Source organism: [Phormidium] sp. LEGE 05292 (assembly GCF_015207735.1).
In the GTDB taxonomy this organism is placed as follows: Bacteria; Cyanobacteriota; Cyanobacteriia; order Cyanobacteriales; family Aerosakkonemataceae; genus Floridanema.
Map to the genome: position 1 here is coordinate 30,673 of NZ_JADEWG010000040.1, position 20,759 is coordinate 51,431.

The window sequence follows — 20,759 nt, forward strand, 5'->3', positions numbered from 1 at the left end:
AGGAAGAAATGAAGAGTTTTTTAGAGACATTTTCTTATTAAATTTCTCTGTTCTCTTCTCTCTGCGTTCTCTGCGTCTCTGCGGTTCATAAAAAAACCCTCTTATAAATCAAATATCACAGATAAGTATTTTTAAATCTTCAATCATCACCGCCAAAAGATTAACACTATCAACTTCCATTGCTACCCAAGCATTAGCACCAAATTTCGTCTTATTCCGACTATCAAACAAAGTTTTTCCTTTAGTCCATTCCCCCTTAGTTTCAATCATCACCTCAGCGCGACGAAACAACAAAGTTTCAGGATAAAACAAATAAGCTAAAGTCGCAGCATCATGCACCAAAAACCCTTGTTTACCTTGAGTTTCTCGAAAAGCAAGGGCAGTTTTAGTCATAAATTCGCACAGAGAAACAATAAACTTAGAAATTTTACTTTCTGGGTTAATTTGACTGATTTGTTTAGCCATTTCATTACTAAAAATTAGCTTTTTAGTCACATCAAGTGGGATAACGACAATATCATCTCGACTAGCGAAAACTGTCGCGGCAGCTTCCACATCATAAGCAATATTAAATTCTGCTTCTGGTCTAATATTTCCTGGAACTTTAAAAGCACCTCCCATAATGATAATTTCCTTAGCTTTTTTCAGGATACCTGGACATTTTTTTTCAGCAGATGCTAAGTTGGTTAGGGGTGCGATCGCAACAACAACAATCTCCCCTGGTTCAGCCTGCAATTTATCAATTAAAATATCATCAGAATAAGCCGCATCTTGATAACTAACATCAATTTCCGGCAAAGTATGAGAAAGATTTCCCATCCCATCAGCACCATGAATCCCTCCTGCATCTTCTAGATCGCTTTCCGATCCCCCAATTACACCTTTGCCAACTTCTATTGATGGAAAACCTGCTAATTTTAGAAGTTTGCTAGCACCAAGAAAAGTGTATCTTGCATGAACATTTCCATCAACCGTAGTAACAGCAACTAGTTCCGCAAATCCCTGCTTTACTAAACTCAATAACCAAAGCAAAGCAATAGAATCATCCCCACCGGGATCGGTATCGAGAATAATTTTAGGTTTAGATTTTTGAGTCATTATATTAACCTTTAAGCAAGCAACTTTTTGGCAGCGACTTTTACTACTTCTTCAAAAACCTTTAATTCCGTGTAATAATTCCCTGGTACTATTTGCTCACTTCTCAACTCTCCCCCGTTGACAATAATCGCAGCTTCCAACATTAAATTATCTACCATATCAAAATGCTCGATCGCCATTCCCCAATTATCCAAATCAGCAGAAATTTGCGGAATCCTGTCAGCAAACAAACGACCATCATTAGTGTAACCAAAAACAGGCTTTCCTTGCGCCGTCATATAACCCATTTCAAAAGCCGTCCCCACATCCATACTTGACCCCCGGAACGGAGTCATATTAGCAACAATTAAATCGCAACTATCCATAAGTTGAATGTTACTTTTATAAATCGTAATACCCGCCTCTTTAGGAGACAAATGGGTTAAATTTAGATTATTATCGAAAGGAAACATCCCGATAAAACCGTACTTCTGACAAATCTCTTTTTTCGCATTAGCAGCTTTCATTGGATCGGGTAAAAATACATCAGGCCCAGCAAGGTAAATTCGCATAATTAAGCTCCAAAATATGAGTATAATTGTCTTCGGCAGCATCAACATGGATCTCGTCACCCGGACACCTCGTTTACCAGTAGCCGGGGAAACTCTCCTGGGTCTGGATTTTTTTACAGCGCCCGGAGGTAAAGGCGCAAATCAAGCAGTTGGTGCCGCACTTTTAGGCAGAACTAGTTACACGATCGGGCGTGTTGGTAATGATAGTTTTGGGCAAGAATTACTGATATCTTTAAAAGTTGCAGGTGTGCAAACTGACTCAATTTTAATTGATGATACAACAAGTTCTGGTGTGGCAGTAATTGCCGTTGACGATCGCAGCGAAAACACCATCATAGTAATTCCTGGTGCCAATGGAAAAGTTAACCATACAGATGTCGAAAGATTAGAAAAATTATTACCTAATGCCAGCGTTTTATTATTACAATTAGAAGTTCCCATTCCAGCAATTATCGCCGCCGCAGAAGCCGCAAAAAAAGCCAAAGTAAAAGTAATTCTCGACCCCGCACCAGCGCCGGAAAAACTACCTGATGAGCTCTACTCTTTAACTGATTTAATCACACCTAATGAAACAGAAGCGAGTCGATTAGTAGGATTTGAGATTACTAATCAAGAAACAATGACAAAAGCCGCAGAATTTTTTATCAGTAAAGGCGTAAAAACTGTCGTCTTAAAACTAGGAAGTAAAGGAGTTTTTTGTGCCACCACTACCGAAAGTTTTATCCTACCAGCTTTTAAAGTAAATGCGATCGATACTGTAGCCGCTGGCGATGCTTTCAATGCAGCGATGGCAGCAGCTTTTGATAGTGGTCTATCGTTACGAGAAGCGATTAAATGGGGTGCAGCAGCAGGCGCTTTAGCCACAACTAAAAAAGGAGCACAACCCTCTTTACCAAACAAACAAACTTTTGATACTTTCTTAGCAACAAACCCTTAAAAGAAAGGCAGAAGGCAGAAGGGAAGAAAGGTTAAAGGTTGATTTTCTCCTTGTCCCCTCTGCCCCTCTGCCCCCCTACACAGTAATTGTGTGAATTTTCAAGAAATTAGTGCCTCCAGGATGCTGCATTGGAATCCCACCCATAACTAAAATACGATCGCCAATCGCAGCTAGTTTCCGTTGTACCAAAAAAGTTTCTGCCTGCCAAAGCGCATTTTCAAAAGTTTCCACTTCGTAATTCAATAATAAAGGAGTCACACCCCAAACTAAATTTAAACGGTGGTAAACCTTTATATTATGCGTCAGAGCAATTACAGGCGCTTTCGGACGTTCTCCAGAAGCAATTAACGCCGTGTAACCTGTACTTGTGAAAGCCACAATACAACGTAATGATATAGTCTTGTCGATCGAATTTAGCGCCTCACTTAAAGCATGAGTTTCATCACTTTTAGCCGCTGGATTATTCTCAAATTGCAAATCTTTTTCCACTTCATAAGCTATCCGCGCCATCATTTCTACCGCTTCCACTGGATAGCTTCCCACCGCAGATTCACCAGATAGCATCACAGCATCCGTTCCATCCAGAATCGCATTAGCAACATCACTTGCTTCTGCACGAGTCGGACGAGGATTATTAATCATGCTATCTAACATTTGGGTAGCAGTAATTACCGGAATCCCTTTGCGATTACACATCCGAATAATTCGCTTTTGTAACAGCGGCACTCTTTCGGGACTCATTTCTACACCCAAATCACCTCTTGCTACCATCAAACCATCACATTCATTGACGATTTCTTCTATATTGGCAATTGCTTGTGGTTTTTCAATTTTGGCAATTACAGGGATATCTGCACCTTTAGCAGCTAATAATTCTTTCAAGTTGCGAACATCTTCTGCTTTACGTACAAAGCTTAAAGAAATCCAATCTACTCCTTGGGAAATTCCAAAGTCTAAATCTTGTTGATCTTTTTCAGTCAGAGAAGGTAAGCGTAAATTTAAGTTAGGAAAATTTACCCCTTTGCGATTTTTTAGAATCCCCCCTTTAACCACTTGGCAAATGACTGCATTTCCCGAAATTTCTTTAATTTTCAGTTCCAAAAGTCCGTCATCTAAAAGTACTTGTTCTCCTGGGTTGGCATCTGCTGCTAAATCAGGATAATCAATAGGCACAGTATTAAATTCATCTTTATATTCTGAAATGGGTAGAAGCGTAATTTTGTCCCCTTCAATTAAACCAGTTGCACCATTAGGCAACAAACCCACCCGAATTTTTGGCCCTTGTAAGTCTTGCAAAATTGTAATCGGCGTGTCTAATTTTTCCGAAATCTTTCTTAACAGAGAAACTGTACGTGCGTGGTCTTCATAGCTACCATGAGAAAAATTTAGTCTCGCAACGTTCATGCCAGCTTTCACCAGTTTCTCAATGACTTCTGGTGAATTGCTAGCAGGGCCAAGAGTAGCAACGATTTTAGTGCGGTGAGTTACTTTGGGCATAATTTGAGATTACTATTGCTCTATGATAATTACGGTATTTTTTGTCAAGTATCAGACAAATTAGAGTTAATCTCTCTTGTTTTAACATCTAGAAGTTATCATCATAAAGCATATCTTTCTAATCTTAAGGTAATTTTAAGGTGAGGTAAGCTTTCTCCAAATTTTCCGCTATATTGTCAGGTATATTTTGTAATCATAGTTACCTTAGCTAGTTATATCATAGAGAAGAAACCTATTAAATCTTGGTAATATGCTGAAAAAGTTTTTCCGGTTTATTAAACAACTTTTAATTGCTCGTTGGCGAGGTCTATTATTGTTATTTTTAGGAATCTACTTACCCTTACAAACTTTTACCTTATTAGCAATCCAAGTTAGAGAAAATTCTGCTGGGTTTCCTTGGGATCAACCTATTTTACTAGCGATTCATCAGACCTCAAGAAGACAATTGGATGTTTTAGCTGTTAATTTAACCAATTTCGGTTCTATTAAGATTGTTTTTCCGATTGTATTAATTATTTCGCTGATATTATTGTTCCAAAAAAAGTGGCGATCGCTCACTTTTTTAGTCACTACTGCACTAGGCGCTACTATCATTAATCGCACAGTTAAAGAAATCATGCACCGAGTCCGTCCTCATCTTTGGCAGTCACCCGCCCCCGAATTAGATTACGCTTTTCCTAGTGGTCACGCTATGACCAGTATGACTTTAGTCGCAGCTTTGGTAATTTTAACTTGGGGGACTATTTGGTGTTTACCCATACTGATTTTTGGCAGCTTATTTGTTTTAGCTATCGGCTGGACTCGTTTATATTTAGGCGTACATTTCCCCAGCGATATTTTAGCAGGTTGGGCGGTTGCTGTCGCTTGGGCAATGGGAGTCAGTTTACTAATTAAGCCACAATTACCAAAAGCAATTACTACCTCAAAGCCAGCACAGCCAGAAATTCGCGCAGAAACTTCTTTACTTCCCGAAGAACAAGAAGCGATCGATCGAGATTAACAACCAACGGAAAATCAATTTTAACTTTAACTATCGGTTTCGAGCAAGTTTGGTATTGTTAACTAATCATCAGGATCGGTAACAGCTTTGCCCAATTTATATTAAATATTTCAATCTTTTACTTAACTACACCATCAGCTACCGACGCTTGGTTTTGGAAGTAGCGCCGCTAGCCTCCTATTACCATTTGCCACCCATCTGAAAAAAAACTAATAATAATCAGATTCAGGTTCAGGTTCTGGTAATTCAAAATTTGATGGGTCGTAAATGTAACGAGTAGCTTCTTCTTCCAAACGATGAATTTGATAGGGTTCCAAAGCATTACTCTGACGTAAAGCCGCTAAATAGCCGTCCAAATAAAGCCGTAAACTATCGAATCTGTAACCCCGATTCCACATTTCAACTAGGGAATCAGTAAGTTTCTGGTAATGGCGAATAGTTTGTGTGTCCTGTAGCATAATACTTCCTTGGAATTTACTATTTTCCTAAATAAATTGACGAAAACGTGCAAAGATTGGTTTCATTCTGGTTATTGATTAGGATAACTGAGATTTTCCTTTTGTCCACACTATCTACAAGTAGATTATTTGGCGATAGGTGTCACGAGTAAAACAGTATCTTAAAGTAATGTCAATCGTTTTTACCAAAGCTTCCCTAAAATTTTAAATGTCAGGTTTATTCTAAATTTGCTGAGCTTCCTCTTGAACTTATCTGGTTGGTAAACCAGTAATTTGTCTTTGAGTGGCAAATAATGTATAATAAACCATTGGCATTCTATCTAGCAGAAGTTACAGGTTGTTTAAAATTTGTGGTACGACCACAAATTGGCTAGATTGACAAAACCAGGAATGTTGAATTGTTTAAGGTGCAAGTAGCTAGTGATTACAGGTGAATCACTACCATGTTTCTATTTTAACTTCATTTATCAGTCTATCTATACCTTAACATTATGTCTTACGGGGGTAGCATCCCTGGAAAGCAAGGTGTACTTACGCACGTAAGTAATTAGAAACAAAGAATTGAAGATATGTTAAAGATAAGGCATAAATAGAGTAAAGATTTCATACTTGAGGAGAATGATTAGATTCTCGTAGCCTTTTGAGAATTCTTGTTGTTCAAGATGCAAATGCTAATTGATTTTCGCCAATATTGTAGAGGGCGACTAGTATACCTGGGATAGCAGTAACATTCGTTACAAAAAGTGTCAAGATTTCCTGCTAATTTTAAGTTCGCTAAGGCCAAGGAAGGCAAGCATCTGTGGCATCAGTTAGTGTTCAAATAGTTGAAAGTAATCCGCATCTGCGATCGCTACTTGGCTGGCACTTACAGCAGGTAGGATATCGCGTCTATCAAGCTGCCAGCCTCTACCAGGCACGAGAAGTTTTTCTTCTACGTCAACCGACGTTAGTAATTCTCGATGCTGAACTTCCCGACGGCGATGGCTTAGAATTTTGTCGCTGGTTATTGCGCCAGCATCAACCTTACATTCTCATGCTATCCGCACGGAACACAGAAGCCGATATAGTCGCGGGATTAAAAGCAGGCGCAGATGATTATTTAACAAAACCCTTTGGAATGCAAGAATTTCTCGCCAGAATCGAAGCTTTGATTCGGCGCAATAGAATGAACATCCCCCCAGCGTACCTAGATTATGGCGACTTAAAAATCGACTTGGTGCAGCGAAGGGTACGTTTCCAAGAAGAGTTAATCGATTTAACACCTCAAGAATTTAGCCTGTTATACGTTTTGGCACAAGCCGGAGGACTACCATTAAGCCGTTCTGAATTATTAAACAGAGCTTGGCCCGATGCAATAGATAACCCCCGAACTATTGATACTCACGTCCTTTCCCTGCGGAAAAAACTAGAAACTGACCCCCGCCAACCGAGTATTATTCAGACTATTCGTAATGTTGGCTATCGGTTTAATCCAGAGTTTCTCAATGGTTACAATTCGCAGCCGGACAACTCCGATCATAATGGAGTAGAGGAACAGCGAAACCGAGGAACAACCGAAAGGGGATTTTCTCAATCTACTGCGGCTAGTCAACCCCTACCAATTAGTAAGTGATTGGGGATTGGGGACTGGGGACTGGGAAAGTTCTGAGTTATAGGGATAGGTTTAGCAGTTGAATAAATATGTACTCATCAGTAGACCCTCCCTTAGAGGGTTTTAAATTAATAAATTTACCCAGTCCCCAATCCCTATTCCCCAGTACCCAGTCCCCAATCCCCAAGCTTACCATTCCTCTGCTTCTCGCCGTTCCAAGTCAATAAAAGTTTGGCGCAGTTGTTTCCAGTCAACTTTTTCGGAAGCAGTAAACTCGACCAATTTTCCTTGCTGTAAATGTAAAACCTTGGTAGAAAACTGTTCCGCTAATTCTAATTGGTGATTAACCATGAGAATGGTTGTACCAAATTCTTGGGAAATTTGAGTGAGAACTTGGATGAGGTAAGATGCACGACCGGAATCTAGTGCTGAAGTTGGCTCATCTAGGAGTAAAATTTTAGGTTGGATGATTAGGGCGCGTGCGATCGCAACCAGTTGCCTTTGTCCTGCTGAAAGTTGGATTTCCGTGCGATTTTGCCAATCTTCAGGAATATGTAACCTCTCCATCCAATAAATTAGCCGTTCCTTAATCTGCGTCGCAGAGAAACGCCGCAACACCAAAGGATAACTTATCGCCTCCTGTACCGTCATTCCCAAAAGTTTCGCCTCTTGCAAAACCAAAGTTACTTGCTGACGCAGTTGGGTAGGTGGTATTTGCCGAATATCCTGATTTTCGAGCAAAATCTTGCCACTACTCGCCTCATTTAAGCGATTTAACAACCTTAATAGCGAAGTTTTTCCCGCACCAGATGGCCCAACTATAGCAATTTTTTCCCCAGCCAACACCTCAAAAGAGATATCCTGAAGCAAAAAACCCATCCCTACCGTCGCCGCCAAACTAACTTGGGAAACTTGTAATTGAGGAATATTATTTGGGGATGTACTCATAAATAAATCTCTGGCAAAAATCAGTCTTTGAGTTACTTCTGGTTAACTATCAACCTTACCCCACTTCCTCAGCTACATGATTAACTATCGGATAACTTTGAATTGCCTTTTTCCCATTTTCATCTAAACTTTGATTCCGTTGCTTAAACTCATTCAACAACTTATAAAAGCAATCAAAACCATCCTTTTCATCGCGAGTAAATAGCAAAATTATTTTTGCCCAAGAGTTGTTAGTCCGCACATTAAAACGTTGTTGTACCCAATTCTGAGTTGAGCCAAAAGTCTGGTAGCAGAATCTTCTGCTGTTATCTTAACCACCTAGAGAAACAGCCGTCCAGATTGTCCAACTATCAGCTAAAAATAGGATCAGCGTAAATACTAACAAAATCAAATACATCCAAGGTTGAGCCAAAGGTCGGACATCTTGGGTATCAATACCCGTCTTCGCCTCTACCAGTTTGACCATTTTGGCAAATCCTACCACACGCATGGGCAATAAAAACCCTTGACCGGAATTATTCAGGAAATAATAGACTATTCCTCCTTGTCCGGTGGTACGCATTTTCAATTCTTTAACTTCTGTCCAAGGTAAAGACCAACCTTTGCGGAAAAACTGAGGAAACCATTTTGGGTAAGTGACTTGAATGCCTTGATTATCCAAAATCACTCTTTCACTTAAAGCACCATAAACTGCAATTGCTCCTAGAGCAATTCCCATCCAAAGTAACACGGGTGGTACAGGTGCATCGGTCACATGAGCCAAAAACGGAAGAGGAATAGTGAGTGCAATGTACAAACTCAACAAGGTGAAACGAATCAGGGGAGAAATGCGAAAGACGGAAACTTCGGGTTTTTGATTTGTTTGTGATGTTAGTTGATTCACAGGATTTGCTGAGATAAGAAAAGTGCGACGCTTTTATTAATAATTTAACCTGAAAATCCAATTAGCCGATCCAATGATCCCACTTCCTCAGATATGAAATAACCCCAACTAAGTTTGCTATAGTTGGGGCTGAAAATCCAATGTTTCTGTTAACAGAAATTGACACCCATCAATCAATGTTTTCCTGTGATGTAGATGCAAGTAGATGCACAATTTTAATAATTTTTTCTCAGCATCGAAGCTGTTGCCTTTATTAGAAACGTCTAATAGATACCAGGGTAATTTTTCCCCTTTTACTTCAATTATGCTTTTTGGCTGACCAGCTTTTAAGCAACTACCTGATCCCAGTTTTCAATCACGCAGACTCGTACCCTCGCGTGGCTGAGTAAGCGTTGGATGAGATGAAGTGGCATAGTACTTATTTTATAGTTCTGCTGTGGTACTTGGTGAAGTTGACACATTTGCTCAAAATAGCGACTAGCATCAGTTTGTTTTAAGAATACTAAGGCGTAATTACCTTGCCGCGATTTCTCGATGACAGGTGAACCTTTTACTCCTACCACAAAAAAACCCGAAATTACCGGAGAGTAAGACATCTTTGCACGCCTGAAAGTTTTCCCTACTTTTATTTCAGTATATTCACTGAAAAAATAGTATGACGTAAATATATCTGTAGATAGATATGCAAAGTTGTTCCCGTGTATACACTTACGTATTTTTTCGGAGGGCTCGACAGGTGCTAGGGCAAATACTTCTGTACAACACTCCAGCCAGTCAGGGTAACTAACAGGAATCCGACCAATAGCACGATATTAGTACCAATGTGAAGATATCTGATCCAAGGTCTGCGGGGGCTGATTTGAGTAGCACTCCCAGCTGAAAGTAAAACTAAGGCTACGACTCCTAAGCCAATTGGTAAGTGTGGAGAATGGCCTAAACTGCCGTAGTGACCCAAGGTGCCGATAATGCCGATCGCTAACAATAGTAATACCAAAGCGACCATTAAACCACCAATCAGGTAATGAAATGGTCGCAGCCAATTAGGGCGCTGTTGCCTGAATAAACGAGCATAATACATCCAAACTCCGGTCATCCCTAGCAGCAAATAAGCTCCTAAAGACAATCCCATTGACCAAGCGGCGATTTTCCACAACCAAATAAAATCGGGTAAATTCAAGGTAAAAAACCAAAATTGGATACAGTAGAAAGGTTGCGCTCTTCAGTATTTTTACATAATGTCGAGCTTGTTTAGCATTCCCAGTATTAATTATGGCGTTTACCTTGATTAACTAAAGTGTTATCGAAAAGAAATTTTTATCTAGAGTTAGGTAAAGCACAAGAATTTAAAACTTTATTACCTCTGGAGGTTTACTAATTCCTTCTGAGCACTTTCAGTAGTAGCAACTTCTCCCATTTCTGCATCTTCATCTTCTGAATCATTTAGTTCCATATCGATTCGGAGAGTTATGCAAGGTATTTTATCTGACAAAATTGCGCTAGCTATCATACCCGTATGAACCTCAAGTAAACCTTGTGGCATAGATTCAAAGACTAGTCTTTGTCCGGGAAAAACTACTCGTTCAAAGTGCCAATTTGGGATGTTGCTAATCCGTACAACTTGTATTTTACTAGTTGCATTCACATAGCAACAAACGATACCATTTTGGTAATTAGATGGTAGGGGATCAAGAATTTGAGCCATAGGTAATGCGGAGATTTGTCAGAAAATGGGTTACATTACCAAGCTTAACACTTGCGATCCCAATAATTTGTAAATCCGACTACCAACCCCATTAATTCCGTAAATTTTTACTTTAAATATGCTTTAAATCTCTCCATTGGTATAGTTGGAGAAATATTATTTTTGTAATTGTATTCTTTATTGCTATTTGTTTTATTTATTATTGCTAGTTATTCTTAAAATAAGCTTAAATTATAGCACAAGAACTTGAATGGATGAGAAATCGCCTAGCAAAACCAGCCGATCGGGAAGTTAGGGTAGCAAAAATCTCAGATGAATGGCTGAATTATGAGTGTAACCAATGCTATCGTAAAGTTATGTAAAAATAATAGCATTTATATTAAGATAGCCCTGAGCTCCTGTGCAAATTTCTTGCTTAGGAAAGCCAGAGAAATCCTTAACTAGAGAGAGTCGCAGGATGGAAACTCGTATACTCTATGTTCGTCTCCCATGTAATCCCATATTTCCCATTGGGGTTGTCTATTTAGCGGATCATGTCCAAAAGCTGTTTCCCGCAGTGGAGCAGCGGATATTCGATTTAGGAACTGTACCACCTTTAGATTTTGGTTCGGCGTTGGATGCTTGTGTCGATGAGTTTCAACCTAACTTGCTGGTGTTCTCTTGGCGCGACATTCAAATTTACGCGCCTGTGGGAGGTAGAGGGGGAAATCCATTACAAAACGCCTTTGAGTTTTACTATGCGAAAAATCCCCTAATTAAATTACGGGGGGCGCTGGGTGGGTTGCGGGTAACAACAGCGTATTACACTGAACTGTGGCGCAACTTGGGTTTAATTAAGCGGGGATTGAGACGGGCGCAGAGGTATAATGCGGGTGCGCGATCGATCGTTGGCGGCGGTGCAGTCAGTGTATTTTACGAACAGTTAGGAAAAAGCTTACCCAAAGGAACGATCGTTTCTGTGGGAGAAGGGGAAGCACTGTTAGAAAAGCTGTTGCGCGGACAAGATATTCGCAATGAAAAGTGTTACGTTGTGGGAGAAAACGCACCACGCGAAAAGCTGATTCACGAAGCACCAGCTAACATTGAAAAAACGGCTTGCAATTACGATTACATCGAAAAAATTTGGCCGGAATTTCCATATTATCTGCAAGACAAAGACTTTTACATTGGCGTACAAACCAAGCGAGGTTGTCCGCATAATTGCTGCTATTGCGTTTACACAGTAATTGAAGGTAAACAAGTCCGCATTAATCCAGCGGATGAAGTAGTAGCAGAAATGCGCCAATTGTACGATCGAGGAATTCGCAATTTCTGGTTTACTGATGCTCAGTTTATCCCCGCCCGGAAATTTATCGACGATGCCATTGAATTATTACAAAAAATCGTCGATTCTGGCATGAAAGATATCCATTGGGCAGCATACATCAGAGCCGACAATTTGACACCCGAATTGTGTGACTTGATGGTAAAAACCGGAATGAACTACTTTGAAATAGGCATTACCAGTGGTTCTCAAGAACTAGTGCGAAAAATGCGAATGGGCTATAATCTTCGTACAGTTTTACAAAACTGTCGAGACTTAAAAGCCGCTGGATTTAATGACCTAGTTTCAGTAAACTATTCCTTTAACGTCATTGACGAAACCCCAGAAACAATTCGCCAAACGATCGCTTACCATCGGGAACTAGAGCGAATTTTTGGCGAAGAAAAAGTCGAACCAGCCATATTTTTTATTGGGTTACAACCCCATACCCATTTAGAAGAATATGCCTTCAAAAATGATATCCTCAAACCAGGATACGATCCCATGAGTTTAATGCCTTGGACAGCAAAAAAACTCCTGTGGAATCCCGAACCACTAGGTTCATTCTTTGGCGAAGTTTGCTTACAAGCATGGCGACAAAACCCCGATGATTTTGGGCGAGAAGTCATGCGAATTTTAGAACAAAAACTCGGTTGCGCCGAATTAGAAAAAGCACTTAACGCGCCAATAGAACGCACCGAAAAACAACTAGTCAAAGTCTAATAAAATCAAGTAAGGTGGGCATTCTCTCACCTTACCTCCAAAAACTCTCTCTAATCTTCTTCGCGCTCTTTGCGTTCTTTGCGGTTTAATAAACAAAACCATGCTACAAGGCTCAATTCTGCAAAAACTAGCCGATGCCCACAAATCCAGCCCCAGACCGCTGCGATTTGGAGTCTACTACAAAAACACGCTGGTTGGCCTCTGCCACGCCCTAGAAGACAGCATTTTAACCTCGAATACCTCCCCCCTCATGATTACCGCCTTTCAAAGGGGAAAATGGTATCTTCAAGAAGCAGACAGATATGCTGATATAGCCAAAAAATCGCGGCAAATTGTCATTATGGCAGCACCGGACTCTGGTTTTGCCGAACATCCAACCAGCCAGATGCCGAATGTAGCTTTGGTGAATTTAGAAGCGATCGATCCCGTAGCCCAAGAATGGCATTTAATGATCCTATCGCCAAGCTACACAGCGATGGTACTTTGTCAAGAATTATCTCCTCAAGATTATGGCGCAAAAGGACTACCAGAGGAAGATCGAGAACGGAAATTTTACGGGTTTTGGACATTTGAACCTGGGTTAGTATTAGAAACTGTGGAATTAGCGATCGCGCACATCGCCAAATCCAACCCAGAATTAGAGCAAAAATTAACCGCCCAAGTTCAAGAGATCACCGATCTAGCTGCTAACGCTCAACAAGATAATTTAGGAGAAATTGTTTCTCGCGTTGTTGATTATTTACAACATAGTCAACAAGATTTAAGCGCCGAACAATTACAAACTTCTCATCATGAAGAATTAGATATAAACTTAGTTTCCAACGAATTGCAAGCCTTTGTGCGGATGGCGCAATTAATGGAATTAGCCAATACTGGAAACCCAATGGCAACAGCGGAAATAGCCGCTTTAGCTGAAGTCATGGGGCAACTTTTAGACCTTCCAGCGTGGCAAATTAAACGGTTAAGATTAGCTGGATTATTGCATGGTTTAGTACCTTTAGGAGTAACAACAGTTACAGGTTTAGATGAAGCGCCTTGTTGTCATTTAGAACCTAGTGTACAAGCTTTACGAGCGATGCCACGATTGCAAGCGATCGCACATATACTAACCCATCAAACCGAATGGTGGAACGGCAAAGGTTATCCCGGTGGTTTCGCTTATGATGCCATACCACTAGAATCGCGGATTTTGGGATTAATAATTAACTTTGAACAACGAGTAAATCAACTCTTAAAAGATACAGAAAACTTGAGTAAAGAAGAAGCTTTAAGTAAAGCTTTAGTAGAATTTCAAGCCCAAGCTAATGAACGTTGGGACCCAAAACTAGTAGAAACATTGAGTTTATTAGTCATGGGTTTACAACAGGGATTAGACTTGCAAGTTATCCCACCAAGAGTCACAACTGGAATGTGGTTACTCGATCCAGAATTTGCCAATGAAGTACAAACAATTTTACAACCTAACAGTTAATTAAATTCATGGATATTGCAGCTGTTCGCGCCGGAAAAGTTAAACAACTGCCAGGAGCAAACTTAGAAGACGAAGACCTTTCTGGCAGCAATTTAAGAGGAGTTAATCTTGCTGGTGCTAATTTAGTTGGTGCTAATTTAAGCGGTGCTAAACTAGAAGGCGCAAAATTAGAAGGCGCAAACTTATTAAGCGCCCAATTAATCGCAGCAGATTTAAGAGCAACTCTGTTAGGTGCCAACTTAATGCAAGCAGATTTAACTGGTGCTGACTTGCGGGGAAGTAACCTCAGAGGCGCAAATTTAATGGGAGCAAAATTAACCCAATCATCGTTTGCAGGTGCTTTTTTAAGCGGTGCAAATTTGATGAGTGTAAATTTAAAAGGAGTAGATTTACGCGCCGCAGACTTGCGCGGAGTTAACCTTAGTGGTGCGAATTTACAAGGGGCTAATTTGAGTCAAGCAGATTTACAAGGAGCGATTTTAAGTAATGCGAATTTGGAAGAAGCAGACTTACGAGGAGCAAATTTAACCGGGGCAAATTTAACCGGGGCAAATTTACTTTGTGCTGAATTAGAAGATGCTAATTTACACGCAGTTAGTTTAGTCGGAGTTTGCTTAGTTGGTACTTCTTTAGAAGCAGTAACACCGCCACCGCAGGAAATAAAAATACCTTTGAAAATAGCAGAAATTGAGCATAGTAAAATCGAAGAGTAGACTTTGAGATCCCCAACTTCTTGAAGAAGTCGGGGATCTGAATACAAGAAGTAGTGCAGGAAAATTATCAGCAGTAAATACCATTTGGTAAGAGATTAGCACCTGTTCGCCTTCCTATTTTGGCTACTGGAGAGAAAGGAACTGCAATGACGCGATTCGTCTACGATCAATTTGCTAAACAATACTTAGAACTTATTTCAAGATTCTTTGCTTAATCGACGCTGACGGATTTGCGATCGCATTCCTAGTTAATAAATCAATTCACAATAGCAAAAAACTAGGTATCCTCAACAAACTCTTCTGCTTGTCGTAAAACTTATTGATAAAGTTTGGAATTGACCCAATATTGAGCAGTATTAATCATTGCATCAAGCAAAGGTTTTACTTGAGGGATTATCTGTTGATTTTTTGCCAATAACAAAATCCCAAGAGTACCAATTATATCATGTCCGGCTAATGAACCATAATATCCTTAATCCGAAACCCTGTAGAGACGTTGCATGCAACGTCTCTACAGTGGGGGTAATCGACCGGACATGATATTACTTGCAATCCTAAACTTTGGGCAACTTGACGTGCTTCACGTTCATCTAACAAAATTCGCTGTTCGCCAGTTTCGATCGCTAAAGCAATTGCTTCCCGATTCACTTAGGCGATCGAGTTACTACTAAATTTTATCTTTCCCTAGCCGATTATACTGTTTATAAACTCTTGCCCGACGAGATAAATAAGCTTGATAAGCCCGCTCATATTCACACGCCTTGCCATATCGAAACATACCAACTAGAACCCCTAAAAAAATTACAAAAACTCCCATTAAAAACTGTATCGGATTACTTGTTAAAGCTGCTTTACAAATAAGGGAAATTCCTACTCCAACAAAAAGCATTCCTATTAATATCTCTAAGCCTTTTCTTGGGACATAACGATTTCCATACTTGCCAGTTACCATATACTTTTCCCGTTCCGACTGCCAATCTAAATCGAGGCGATTAACTTCATCTATTAGCTTCATTTCCTCCAGACGCTTTTGCACAGACGAATCTTCCGTAATCGCTTTTCCGGGCACAAAGTTGGCTAAAATAGCAGCTTTGGCGATCGCATACTCTTTCTCGGAAATCGCACCACTACGATATAAATCTTGCAACTTCTGAATTTCACTAGCAATATTCATTTACTATTACCAAATACTCACTTTTTTATGCTATTTAACTACATATCTCACTATTTCAATTTAGAATACTCAATCAATAAATTCACCGCAATCCCCCATTTCCAGTTGCCAATTGTTGCAATAATGTTACAATGCAGGCCAGTAATCCGGGATGACACATGAACTTTCAGGACGTTTTAAATCAAGCAATGCAGCTTTCCACCGTAGACAAGGTGCGTTTAATTCAGCAAATGGCTTTAAACATCGAACGCGAAGTGGGAAATAATCAATCTAACCCCCCACAACCGCCAGCTTGGAATCAATCACAGCCACCTGCTTGGACACCCCCATCCGAAGGACAAAGACTTTCTAATCAAGAGGTTGATCAAGCACGTTGGGAAGACTGGGCAAATTTTCCTGATTAATCAATTAGTTATATCCCTTACATAAATGATGAATACAAATGAGTAGGGGCGGGTTTAGCAATTTGAATAATCAGCAATAATATAGAAGTCAAAACCCGCCCATCCCAAGCCTCTGTAGCAAACATTTAAGTAATTGATATTAACTACTAAAAGGCCAAAACTTCCAACTAAATCCAGTTCTGGGTATCCCGCGAGATTTTTGGATAAACTTTTCTTTTGCCCATTGAACATCTAAATTTTGCTGATGCGCTTCCCACAACACACTAGCAGCTAATTGCAACAACAAAGGATGATTTTTACCCCATTGTCTAGCAAGGAGTTGTTCTTCGGAAGTTAAAGCAGCTTCACCACCCAAACTGGCGGGCAAACTTACCAACTCCCTAGCTTCTTCTTCGGTTAAGTCTCCTAAATTGATCGCATCACCCAAGTTGAAAAAGTTAGAACTTAACTTGTAGCGATGTTGATAATATTTTAATGGTCTGTGGGAAGCGATCGCCAACATTAAAATATTGCTGTTCAGCAAAAAAGACAAATTATCGAAAAATCCATCATTAAATTCTTTGGGATGATGGAACAAAGCTTCAAATTGATCTAAACACAGTACAGGTAAAACTCCGTGTCTTTTCCACTCTCCCAACACCACCGAAAAAGTGTGGCGTTCAAAGTTTTTCACATGAAATGGTTTAGTTAATACTTTTTGCGATCGCACCTTCGGCAAATTATACAACTCTCTAGCGATCGTCAAATAAAACCCCTCTTCCCGATGGAACAGCGGACTTGACAAATTAAAATAACTTACTACATAGCGTTGCGGATTTTGTACCCTTTGTTCGTAAGTCTGAACAAAGTGATACAACAGCGAAGACCTACCAATTCCACCTTTTCCCACCACATTAACACTAACAGGTGGCGAACCAGTCATCCTTGCCGTAATTGCATCCAGTTCCGCTTTACGTCCGACAAAAAACCTGGGATCGGAAATCATCGATCCTGCTAAAAATGGATTAGAAGGCGATCCAGATGTCATATTATCTCTAGTGTGGAAGATCGCAGCAGTACAAAAATAGAAAGTTACCAACTAACTAGCATTACACTACTTCAATAAGTTTGTCAGCACTTCTGCTAAATATTCATAATCTTCCATTTTGTTATAAATCTGCGCTGAAATCCTTAACAACTGTTGCGGATACTCTGGCCAATAAATCACAGGTACTTCAATTTTAAATTTTTCCCACAACATATCTTGGATCGGGGGTATTGCTCTCGTCTTCCCAAACTCAGTACAATCATCCGGTAAACATACCACCGCCATTGACCCAATCATTTCCTCTGGACAAGACGGCGCAACACCTAAAACTTCGCAAAGTAACTCTCTAGCTTGTAACACTAGCGATCGATTTCTCGCCCTTAATTCCGACCATCCACCAGGTAACAAAGACCCCATAAACTTAATCGCTTCTGCTACACACAAATAAGCACTTGGGTCATCTGTTCCCATCCAATCAAACTCTAGCTGAAATCGCGACTTATCAGTACGGGGAGAATTAGCACCATGACTAATAGTTGTCGGACGAATCAACGACTGTCGATCTCGCCTCACATACAAAAAAGCTGCACCTTTAGGCGCACACAACCACTTGTGACAATTACCCGTGTAAAAAGTTGCCCCAATTTCCCGCAAATTTAAAGATACCATTCCCAGTGCATGAGCACCATCCACCAAGGTATCAATTCCCCTATCTCTTAACTCTTTAACCAACTCACGAATCGGAAAAATTAAACCCGTCTGACTCGTAATATGATCTAAAAGTACCAGCCTGGTTTGCGGTGAAACACATTCTATCACCGCCTCAATTACTTGTTCTGGCGTATTAATGGGAAAAGGTACTTCTGCAACTACTACCTTCGCCCCCGTTTTTTGGGCCACAAAGTTCAACACATTGCGACAAGCATTATATTCTTGGCTAGTCGTCAGTAACTCATCACCCGGACGAAAAGACAAAGAACGCAAAACCGCATTTATCCCAGTCGTCGCATTGGGAACAAATACCAAATCGGAAGCATCTGCACCCACAAACTCACTTAACTGATTTTTGGTTGCATCTAGTAATGCTTCAAACTCTCGATAAAATCTTAGCGGTTGCTGTTCTAATTGTTGCCGAAACCGCTGCTGCGCTTCTAACACAGGTATCGGACAAGCACCAAAAGAACCATGATTTAAAAAAGTGACATCTGGTTCTAGCAACCATAACTTAGCAAAATCAGAAGTTGAAAGTTTAAAGTCAGAAACTCGATCTTTCATACTTCGTCCTTATAGAAAACTCCCCGGGTAGGATTCGAACCTACGACCAATCGGTTACACTTATCCCTACGTTTCCGTTGGGGGTGGACTATCTCATCATCCGCTTGGGATGTCGGGCGCTGTCGGACTTATTGGTTAGGCTCCTCATCCGTAGTCTCTGCTCCTTTCTGGCTACCTGTGAAAATCACTGCCTTTCACCAGACTTGGATCAGGGTTGCCGCCACCCGAAGTGCTGCGGTTTCCTTGAATTCACCCGATTTTCCACTATCCGTCTCCGGATAGCGCTGCTAGGAAATGCAAGCTAGCTTAAACTAGTTACATCTGTTCCTGACAGCCGACCGCTCTACCACTGAGCTACCGAGGAATGTTTGCTCTTTCGAGCCACGATTAATAATACTAGCTGAATCGACAGGGGTTGTCAAGCACTTGAGAAAATTTTCAGAAAATTGTGGTTCACTTTAGCCCGTAGCGCATTTGGGCAAGGCGCTTTTGAGCTTCTGCATCCAGGGAACTGAACAAAAAACGACTGGGGGATTGATTTTTAGATTTCTGTTTCCGGCGCACCCGATGAGTAGTAAATTCTACTTCTTGCACTAGTTTGTGTGCGGACATCCATTCTGCGCCGTATCCGATAATAGTTAGTTGCTGTGCTCTGTCTGATGTTGCTACGATCAACCTTCGTTGAAATTTCTGCAACTCATGGCGCAGGGTAGCACAAGCTTTTTCGATATATGTGTCTGCTGTTTGCCCAAAATCTGTGAAATGAACAGATAAGTTATTGGTAATTTCTTCTGCATTCCCTGGAGAAGCGCGATAATGGGCATCAAATACGATCTGAGTGTGATAGCCTTGATAGGCTGTGTAGTCAATTAGGAGTTCAATTAACTCTTCACGGGCGGCCTCTAATCCTTTGCGATCGCGCAAAGTAAGCAGCTTTTGCCAAGATCCTATGATATTGTAGCCGTCCACTAGCAAAAATGCTGACGGCGAAGGTGGTGTCATTGTTCAATGCCAAATTTTTCTAAACTTAATATATCTGATAGTAATTCATAATCTTCTCAGTAATCAAAGTTTGCATTTAAAGGAAAGGCAGAAGGCAGAGGGCAGAAGGCAGAAGGTAAAAATTCTTCTTGTCACCTTTTCCCTCTACACTAAGAACTAATCCCCTCCACCTGCATGAGGCGTTGTTTTAAACGATCGGGATCGCCGCGATCGACAAGTTGACCTTTTTCCAATAAAAAAGCACCGTCGCAGTAATTTAACTCATCTAAACGGTGAGTTACCCAAAGTGCAGTAATGCCTTGGGATTTAACTAAGCGTTGCACTTGTTTAACTAGGTCTAACTGACTGTCTGGATCTAACAGGGCAGTAGGTTCATCTAATAGTAAGACTTCGCAACGACGAGCGATCGCACCTGCGATCGCTACCCGCTGTTTTTGCCCACCACTTAAAGCGTAAATTGGTCTTCGTTGTAAAGCCCACAAATTTACAGCAGCTAAAGCTTCTTCCACGCGCTGACGCACTTGCCTTTGGGGAAGACGTTCCGCCACTAGTCCAAAAGCCACATCTGCGCCAACTGTAGGCATGACTAACTGATGATCTGGATTTTGGAAAACGAAGCCGACAGGCTGGGAAATTTGAATTTCACCTGCTAGGGGGGTTAATAACCCAGCTAGCAATCTCAACAAAGTTGACTTACCGCTGCCATTAGTACCTAAAAGCATCCAAAATTGTCCTTTAGGTACATCCAAAGAGCAGGATTTGAACACGGATTCACCTTTAGGCCAGCTAAAGCAGAGATCTCGCACTGTAATGGCAGATTCAGCCATGTAATCACCACTAAAAACTAAATTATTCTGTTTTTCCACATTTATTGGAGAAGGCAGAAGGCTTTTTGAAGGCAGAAGGCAGAAGGCAGAAGGCAGAAGGCAGAAGGCAGAAGGTTAGAAAGGCAGAAGGCAGAAGGTTAAAATTCTCCTTGTCCCCTTGTCCCCCCTCCTCCCC

At 40.7% G+C, this 20,759-nt stretch carries 24 protein-coding genes; 7 read left to right on the top strand and 17 right to left on the bottom strand.

Annotated elements, in window-relative coordinates; all coding sequences use genetic code 11:
* Positions 1-108 precede the first annotated feature (108 nt).
* Both IQ264_RS13555 and IQ264_RS13560 read right to left on the bottom strand, forming a co-directional pair.
* Positions 109-1,098, bottom strand: coding sequence for a nucleoside hydrolase (locus tag IQ264_RS13555; RefSeq protein ID WP_193981314.1), 990 nt, complete (start codon positions 1,096-1,098; stop codon positions 109-111).
* 11 nt (positions 1,099-1,109) lie between these two features.
* A complete protein-coding gene (locus IQ264_RS13560; protein WP_193981315.1) occupies positions 1,110-1,649 on the bottom strand; it encodes a nucleoside 2-deoxyribosyltransferase in 540 nt (179 codons plus the stop codon).
* 16 nt (positions 1,650-1,665) lie between these two features.
* Between IQ264_RS13560 and rbsK the strand changes: the two genes are divergently transcribed.
* Entirely contained in the window at positions 1,666-2,586 is a 921-nt protein-coding gene (gene rbsK / locus IQ264_RS13565) for a ribokinase (RefSeq protein ID WP_193981316.1), read from the top strand.
* 75 nt (positions 2,587-2,661) lie between these two features.
* Here rbsK and pyk read toward each other — a convergent pair whose 3' ends face one another.
* The gene (pyk, locus tag IQ264_RS13570; RefSeq protein ID WP_193981317.1) at positions 2,662-4,083 is read right to left on the bottom strand and encodes a pyruvate kinase; all 1,422 of its coding nucleotides are present in this window, start codon (positions 4,081-4,083) and stop codon (positions 2,662-2,664) included.
* A gap of 250 nt (positions 4,084-4,333) precedes the next feature.
* Here pyk and IQ264_RS13575 point away from each other — a divergent pair, with 250 nt between their 5' ends.
* Positions 4,334-5,083 (top strand): phosphatase PAP2 family protein, encoded by a 750-nt coding sequence (locus IQ264_RS13575; RefSeq protein ID WP_193981318.1) that lies wholly within the window; start codon positions 4,334-4,336, stop codon positions 5,081-5,083.
* Between the two features lie 209 nt (positions 5,084-5,292).
* On the opposite strand, the gene IQ264_RS13580 is transcribed toward IQ264_RS13575, so the two are convergent.
* On the bottom strand, positions 5,293-5,541 hold the full coding sequence (locus tag IQ264_RS13580) for a DUF6761 family protein (RefSeq protein ID WP_193981319.1): 249 nt from the start codon (positions 5,539-5,541) through the stop codon (positions 5,293-5,295).
* Between the two features lie 799 nt (positions 5,542-6,340).
* On the opposite strand from IQ264_RS13580, the gene IQ264_RS13585 reads away from it, so the two are divergent.
* The gene (locus tag IQ264_RS13585; protein ID WP_193981320.1) at positions 6,341-7,153 is read left to right on the top strand and encodes a response regulator transcription factor; all 813 of its coding nucleotides are present in this window, start codon (positions 6,341-6,343) and stop codon (positions 7,151-7,153) included.
* 168 nt (positions 7,154-7,321) lie between these two features.
* Here the strand turns inward: IQ264_RS13585 and IQ264_RS13590 are convergent, their stop codons facing one another.
* The 6 genes from IQ264_RS13590 to IQ264_RS13615 all read right to left on the bottom strand — a co-directional run bounded on the left by IQ264_RS13590 (position 7,322) and on the right by IQ264_RS13615 (position 10,665).
* Entirely contained in the window at positions 7,322-8,080 is a 759-nt protein-coding gene (locus IQ264_RS13590; protein WP_193981321.1) for an ABC transporter ATP-binding protein, read from the bottom strand.
* Between the two features lie 55 nt (positions 8,081-8,135).
* A complete protein-coding gene (locus IQ264_RS13595; protein ID WP_193981322.1) occupies positions 8,136-8,321 on the bottom strand; it encodes a hypothetical protein in 186 nt (61 codons plus the stop codon).
* A 69-nt stretch (positions 8,322-8,390) separates the two neighbouring features.
* Positions 8,391-8,963 carry a hypothetical protein gene (locus IQ264_RS13600; protein WP_193981323.1) on the bottom strand — a complete coding sequence of 191 codons (573 nt, stop codon included), beginning with the start codon at positions 8,961-8,963 and terminating at the stop codon, positions 8,391-8,393.
* Between the two features lie 326 nt (positions 8,964-9,289).
* On the bottom strand, positions 9,290-9,559 hold the full coding sequence (locus IQ264_RS13605; RefSeq protein WP_193981324.1) for a hypothetical protein: 270 nt from the start codon (positions 9,557-9,559) through the stop codon (positions 9,290-9,292).
* A 143-nt stretch (positions 9,560-9,702) separates the two neighbouring features.
* The gene (locus IQ264_RS13610) at positions 9,703-10,140 is read right to left on the bottom strand and encodes a DUF4079 domain-containing protein (protein ID WP_193981325.1); all 438 of its coding nucleotides are present in this window, start codon (positions 10,138-10,140) and stop codon (positions 9,703-9,705) included.
* Positions 10,141-10,317: 177 nt separating this feature from the next.
* A complete protein-coding gene (locus IQ264_RS13615; protein WP_193981326.1) occupies positions 10,318-10,665 on the bottom strand; it encodes a DUF1830 domain-containing protein in 348 nt (115 codons plus the stop codon).
* A 457-nt stretch (positions 10,666-11,122) separates the two neighbouring features.
* Between IQ264_RS13615 and IQ264_RS13620 the strand changes: the two genes are divergently transcribed.
* The 3 genes from IQ264_RS13620 (at position 11,123) to IQ264_RS13630 (ending at position 14,875) form a co-directional block, all read left to right on the top strand.
* Positions 11,123-12,691 carry a photosystem II high light acclimation radical SAM protein gene (locus IQ264_RS13620; protein ID WP_193981327.1) on the top strand — a complete coding sequence of 523 codons (1,569 nt, stop codon included), beginning with the start codon at positions 11,123-11,125 and terminating at the stop codon, positions 12,689-12,691.
* A gap of 100 nt (positions 12,692-12,791) precedes the next feature.
* Positions 12,792-14,162, top strand: coding sequence for a DICT sensory domain-containing protein (locus tag IQ264_RS13625; RefSeq protein WP_193981328.1), 1,371 nt, complete (start codon positions 12,792-12,794; stop codon positions 14,160-14,162).
* 8 nt (positions 14,163-14,170) lie between these two features.
* The gene (locus tag IQ264_RS13630) at positions 14,171-14,875 is read left to right on the top strand and encodes a pentapeptide repeat-containing protein (protein ID WP_193981329.1); all 705 of its coding nucleotides are present in this window, start codon (positions 14,171-14,173) and stop codon (positions 14,873-14,875) included.
* Between the two features lie 316 nt (positions 14,876-15,191).
* Here the strand turns inward: IQ264_RS13630 and IQ264_RS13635 are convergent, their stop codons facing one another.
* Genes IQ264_RS13635 through IQ264_RS13645 form a run of 3 tightly spaced genes read right to left on the bottom strand, consistent with a single transcriptional unit; the run spans position 15,192 to position 16,049 of the window.
* The gene (locus IQ264_RS13635; RefSeq protein ID WP_228061517.1) at positions 15,192-15,296 is read right to left on the bottom strand and encodes a DUF3368 domain-containing protein; all 105 of its coding nucleotides are present in this window, start codon (positions 15,294-15,296) and stop codon (positions 15,192-15,194) included.
* Positions 15,297-15,328: 32 nt separating this feature from the next.
* Positions 15,329-15,523 (bottom strand): hypothetical protein, encoded by a 195-nt coding sequence (locus IQ264_RS32975; RefSeq protein ID WP_228061518.1) that lies wholly within the window; start codon positions 15,521-15,523, stop codon positions 15,329-15,331.
* Between the two features lie 19 nt (positions 15,524-15,542).
* A complete protein-coding gene (locus tag IQ264_RS13645; RefSeq protein ID WP_193981330.1) occupies positions 15,543-16,049 on the bottom strand; it encodes an SHOCT domain-containing protein in 507 nt (168 codons plus the stop codon).
* 158 nt (positions 16,050-16,207) lie between these two features.
* On the opposite strand from IQ264_RS13645, the gene IQ264_RS13650 reads away from it, so the two are divergent.
* On the top strand, positions 16,208-16,453 hold the full coding sequence (locus IQ264_RS13650; protein WP_193981331.1) for a hypothetical protein: 246 nt from the start codon (positions 16,208-16,210) through the stop codon (positions 16,451-16,453).
* 139 nt (positions 16,454-16,592) lie between these two features.
* On the opposite strand, the gene IQ264_RS13655 is transcribed toward IQ264_RS13650, so the two are convergent.
* From IQ264_RS13655 to IQ264_RS13670, 4 genes are all read right to left on the bottom strand, one after another.
* Positions 16,593-17,480, bottom strand: coding sequence for an ATP-binding protein (locus tag IQ264_RS13655; RefSeq protein ID WP_193981332.1), 888 nt, complete (start codon positions 17,478-17,480; stop codon positions 16,593-16,595).
* A 66-nt stretch (positions 17,481-17,546) separates the two neighbouring features.
* Entirely contained in the window at positions 17,547-18,755 is a 1,209-nt protein-coding gene (locus IQ264_RS13660) for an aminotransferase class V-fold PLP-dependent enzyme (protein WP_193981333.1), read from the bottom strand.
* 453 nt (positions 18,756-19,208) lie between these two features.
* The gene (locus IQ264_RS13665; RefSeq protein ID WP_193981334.1) at positions 19,209-19,757 is read right to left on the bottom strand and encodes an NYN domain-containing protein; all 549 of its coding nucleotides are present in this window, start codon (positions 19,755-19,757) and stop codon (positions 19,209-19,211) included.
* Between the two features lie 149 nt (positions 19,758-19,906).
* Entirely contained in the window at positions 19,907-20,584 is a 678-nt protein-coding gene (locus tag IQ264_RS13670) for an energy-coupling factor ABC transporter ATP-binding protein (RefSeq protein ID WP_193981335.1), read from the bottom strand.
* Between the last annotated feature and the right edge of the window lie 175 nt (positions 20,585-20,759).

Excerpts from the sequence above, each read along its gene's own strand:
- IQ264_RS13555 (WP_193981314.1), bottom strand. The coding sequence starts at position 1,098 with ATGACTCAAAAATCTAAACCTAAAATTATTCTCGATACCGATCCCGGT.
- IQ264_RS13560 (WP_193981315.1), bottom strand. The coding sequence starts at position 1,649 with ATGCGAATTTACCTTGCTGGGCCTGATGTATTTTTACCCGATCCAATG.
- rbsK (WP_193981316.1), top strand. The coding sequence starts at position 1,666 with ATGAGTATAATTGTCTTCGGCAGCATCAACATGGATCTCGTCACCCGG.
- pyk (WP_193981317.1), bottom strand. The coding sequence starts at position 4,083 with ATGCCCAAAGTAACTCACCGCACTAAAATCGTTGCTACTCTTGGCCCT.
- IQ264_RS13575 (WP_193981318.1), top strand. The coding sequence starts at position 4,334 with ATGCTGAAAAAGTTTTTCCGGTTTATTAAACAACTTTTAATTGCTCGT.
- IQ264_RS13580 (WP_193981319.1), bottom strand. The coding sequence starts at position 5,541 with ATGCTACAGGACACACAAACTATTCGCCATTACCAGAAACTTACTGAT.
- IQ264_RS13590 (WP_193981321.1), bottom strand. The coding sequence starts at position 8,080 with ATGAGTACATCCCCAAATAATATTCCTCAATTACAAGTTTCCCAAGTT.
- IQ264_RS13605 (WP_193981324.1), bottom strand. The coding sequence starts at position 9,559 with ATGTCTTACTCTCCGGTAATTTCGGGTTTTTTTGTGGTAGGAGTAAAA.
- IQ264_RS13615 (WP_193981326.1), bottom strand. The coding sequence starts at position 10,665 with ATGGCTCAAATTCTTGATCCCCTACCATCTAATTACCAAAATGGTATC.
- IQ264_RS13620 (WP_193981327.1), top strand. The coding sequence starts at position 11,123 with ATGGAAACTCGTATACTCTATGTTCGTCTCCCATGTAATCCCATATTT.
- IQ264_RS13625 (WP_193981328.1), top strand. The coding sequence starts at position 12,792 with ATGCTACAAGGCTCAATTCTGCAAAAACTAGCCGATGCCCACAAATCC.
- IQ264_RS13630 (WP_193981329.1), top strand. The coding sequence starts at position 14,171 with ATGGATATTGCAGCTGTTCGCGCCGGAAAAGTTAAACAACTGCCAGGA.
- IQ264_RS13645 (WP_193981330.1), bottom strand. The coding sequence starts at position 16,049 with ATGAATATTGCTAGTGAAATTCAGAAGTTGCAAGATTTATATCGTAGT.
- IQ264_RS13650 (WP_193981331.1), top strand. The coding sequence starts at position 16,208 with ATGAACTTTCAGGACGTTTTAAATCAAGCAATGCAGCTTTCCACCGTA.
- IQ264_RS13655 (WP_193981332.1), bottom strand. The coding sequence starts at position 17,480 with ATGACATCTGGATCGCCTTCTAATCCATTTTTAGCAGGATCGATGATT.
- IQ264_RS13660 (WP_193981333.1), bottom strand. The coding sequence starts at position 18,755 with ATGAAAGATCGAGTTTCTGACTTTAAACTTTCAACTTCTGATTTTGCT.
- IQ264_RS13665 (WP_193981334.1), bottom strand. The coding sequence starts at position 19,757 with ATGACACCACCTTCGCCGTCAGCATTTTTGCTAGTGGACGGCTACAAT.
- IQ264_RS13670 (WP_193981335.1), bottom strand. The coding sequence starts at position 20,584 with ATGGCTGAATCTGCCATTACAGTGCGAGATCTCTGCTTTAGCTGGCCT.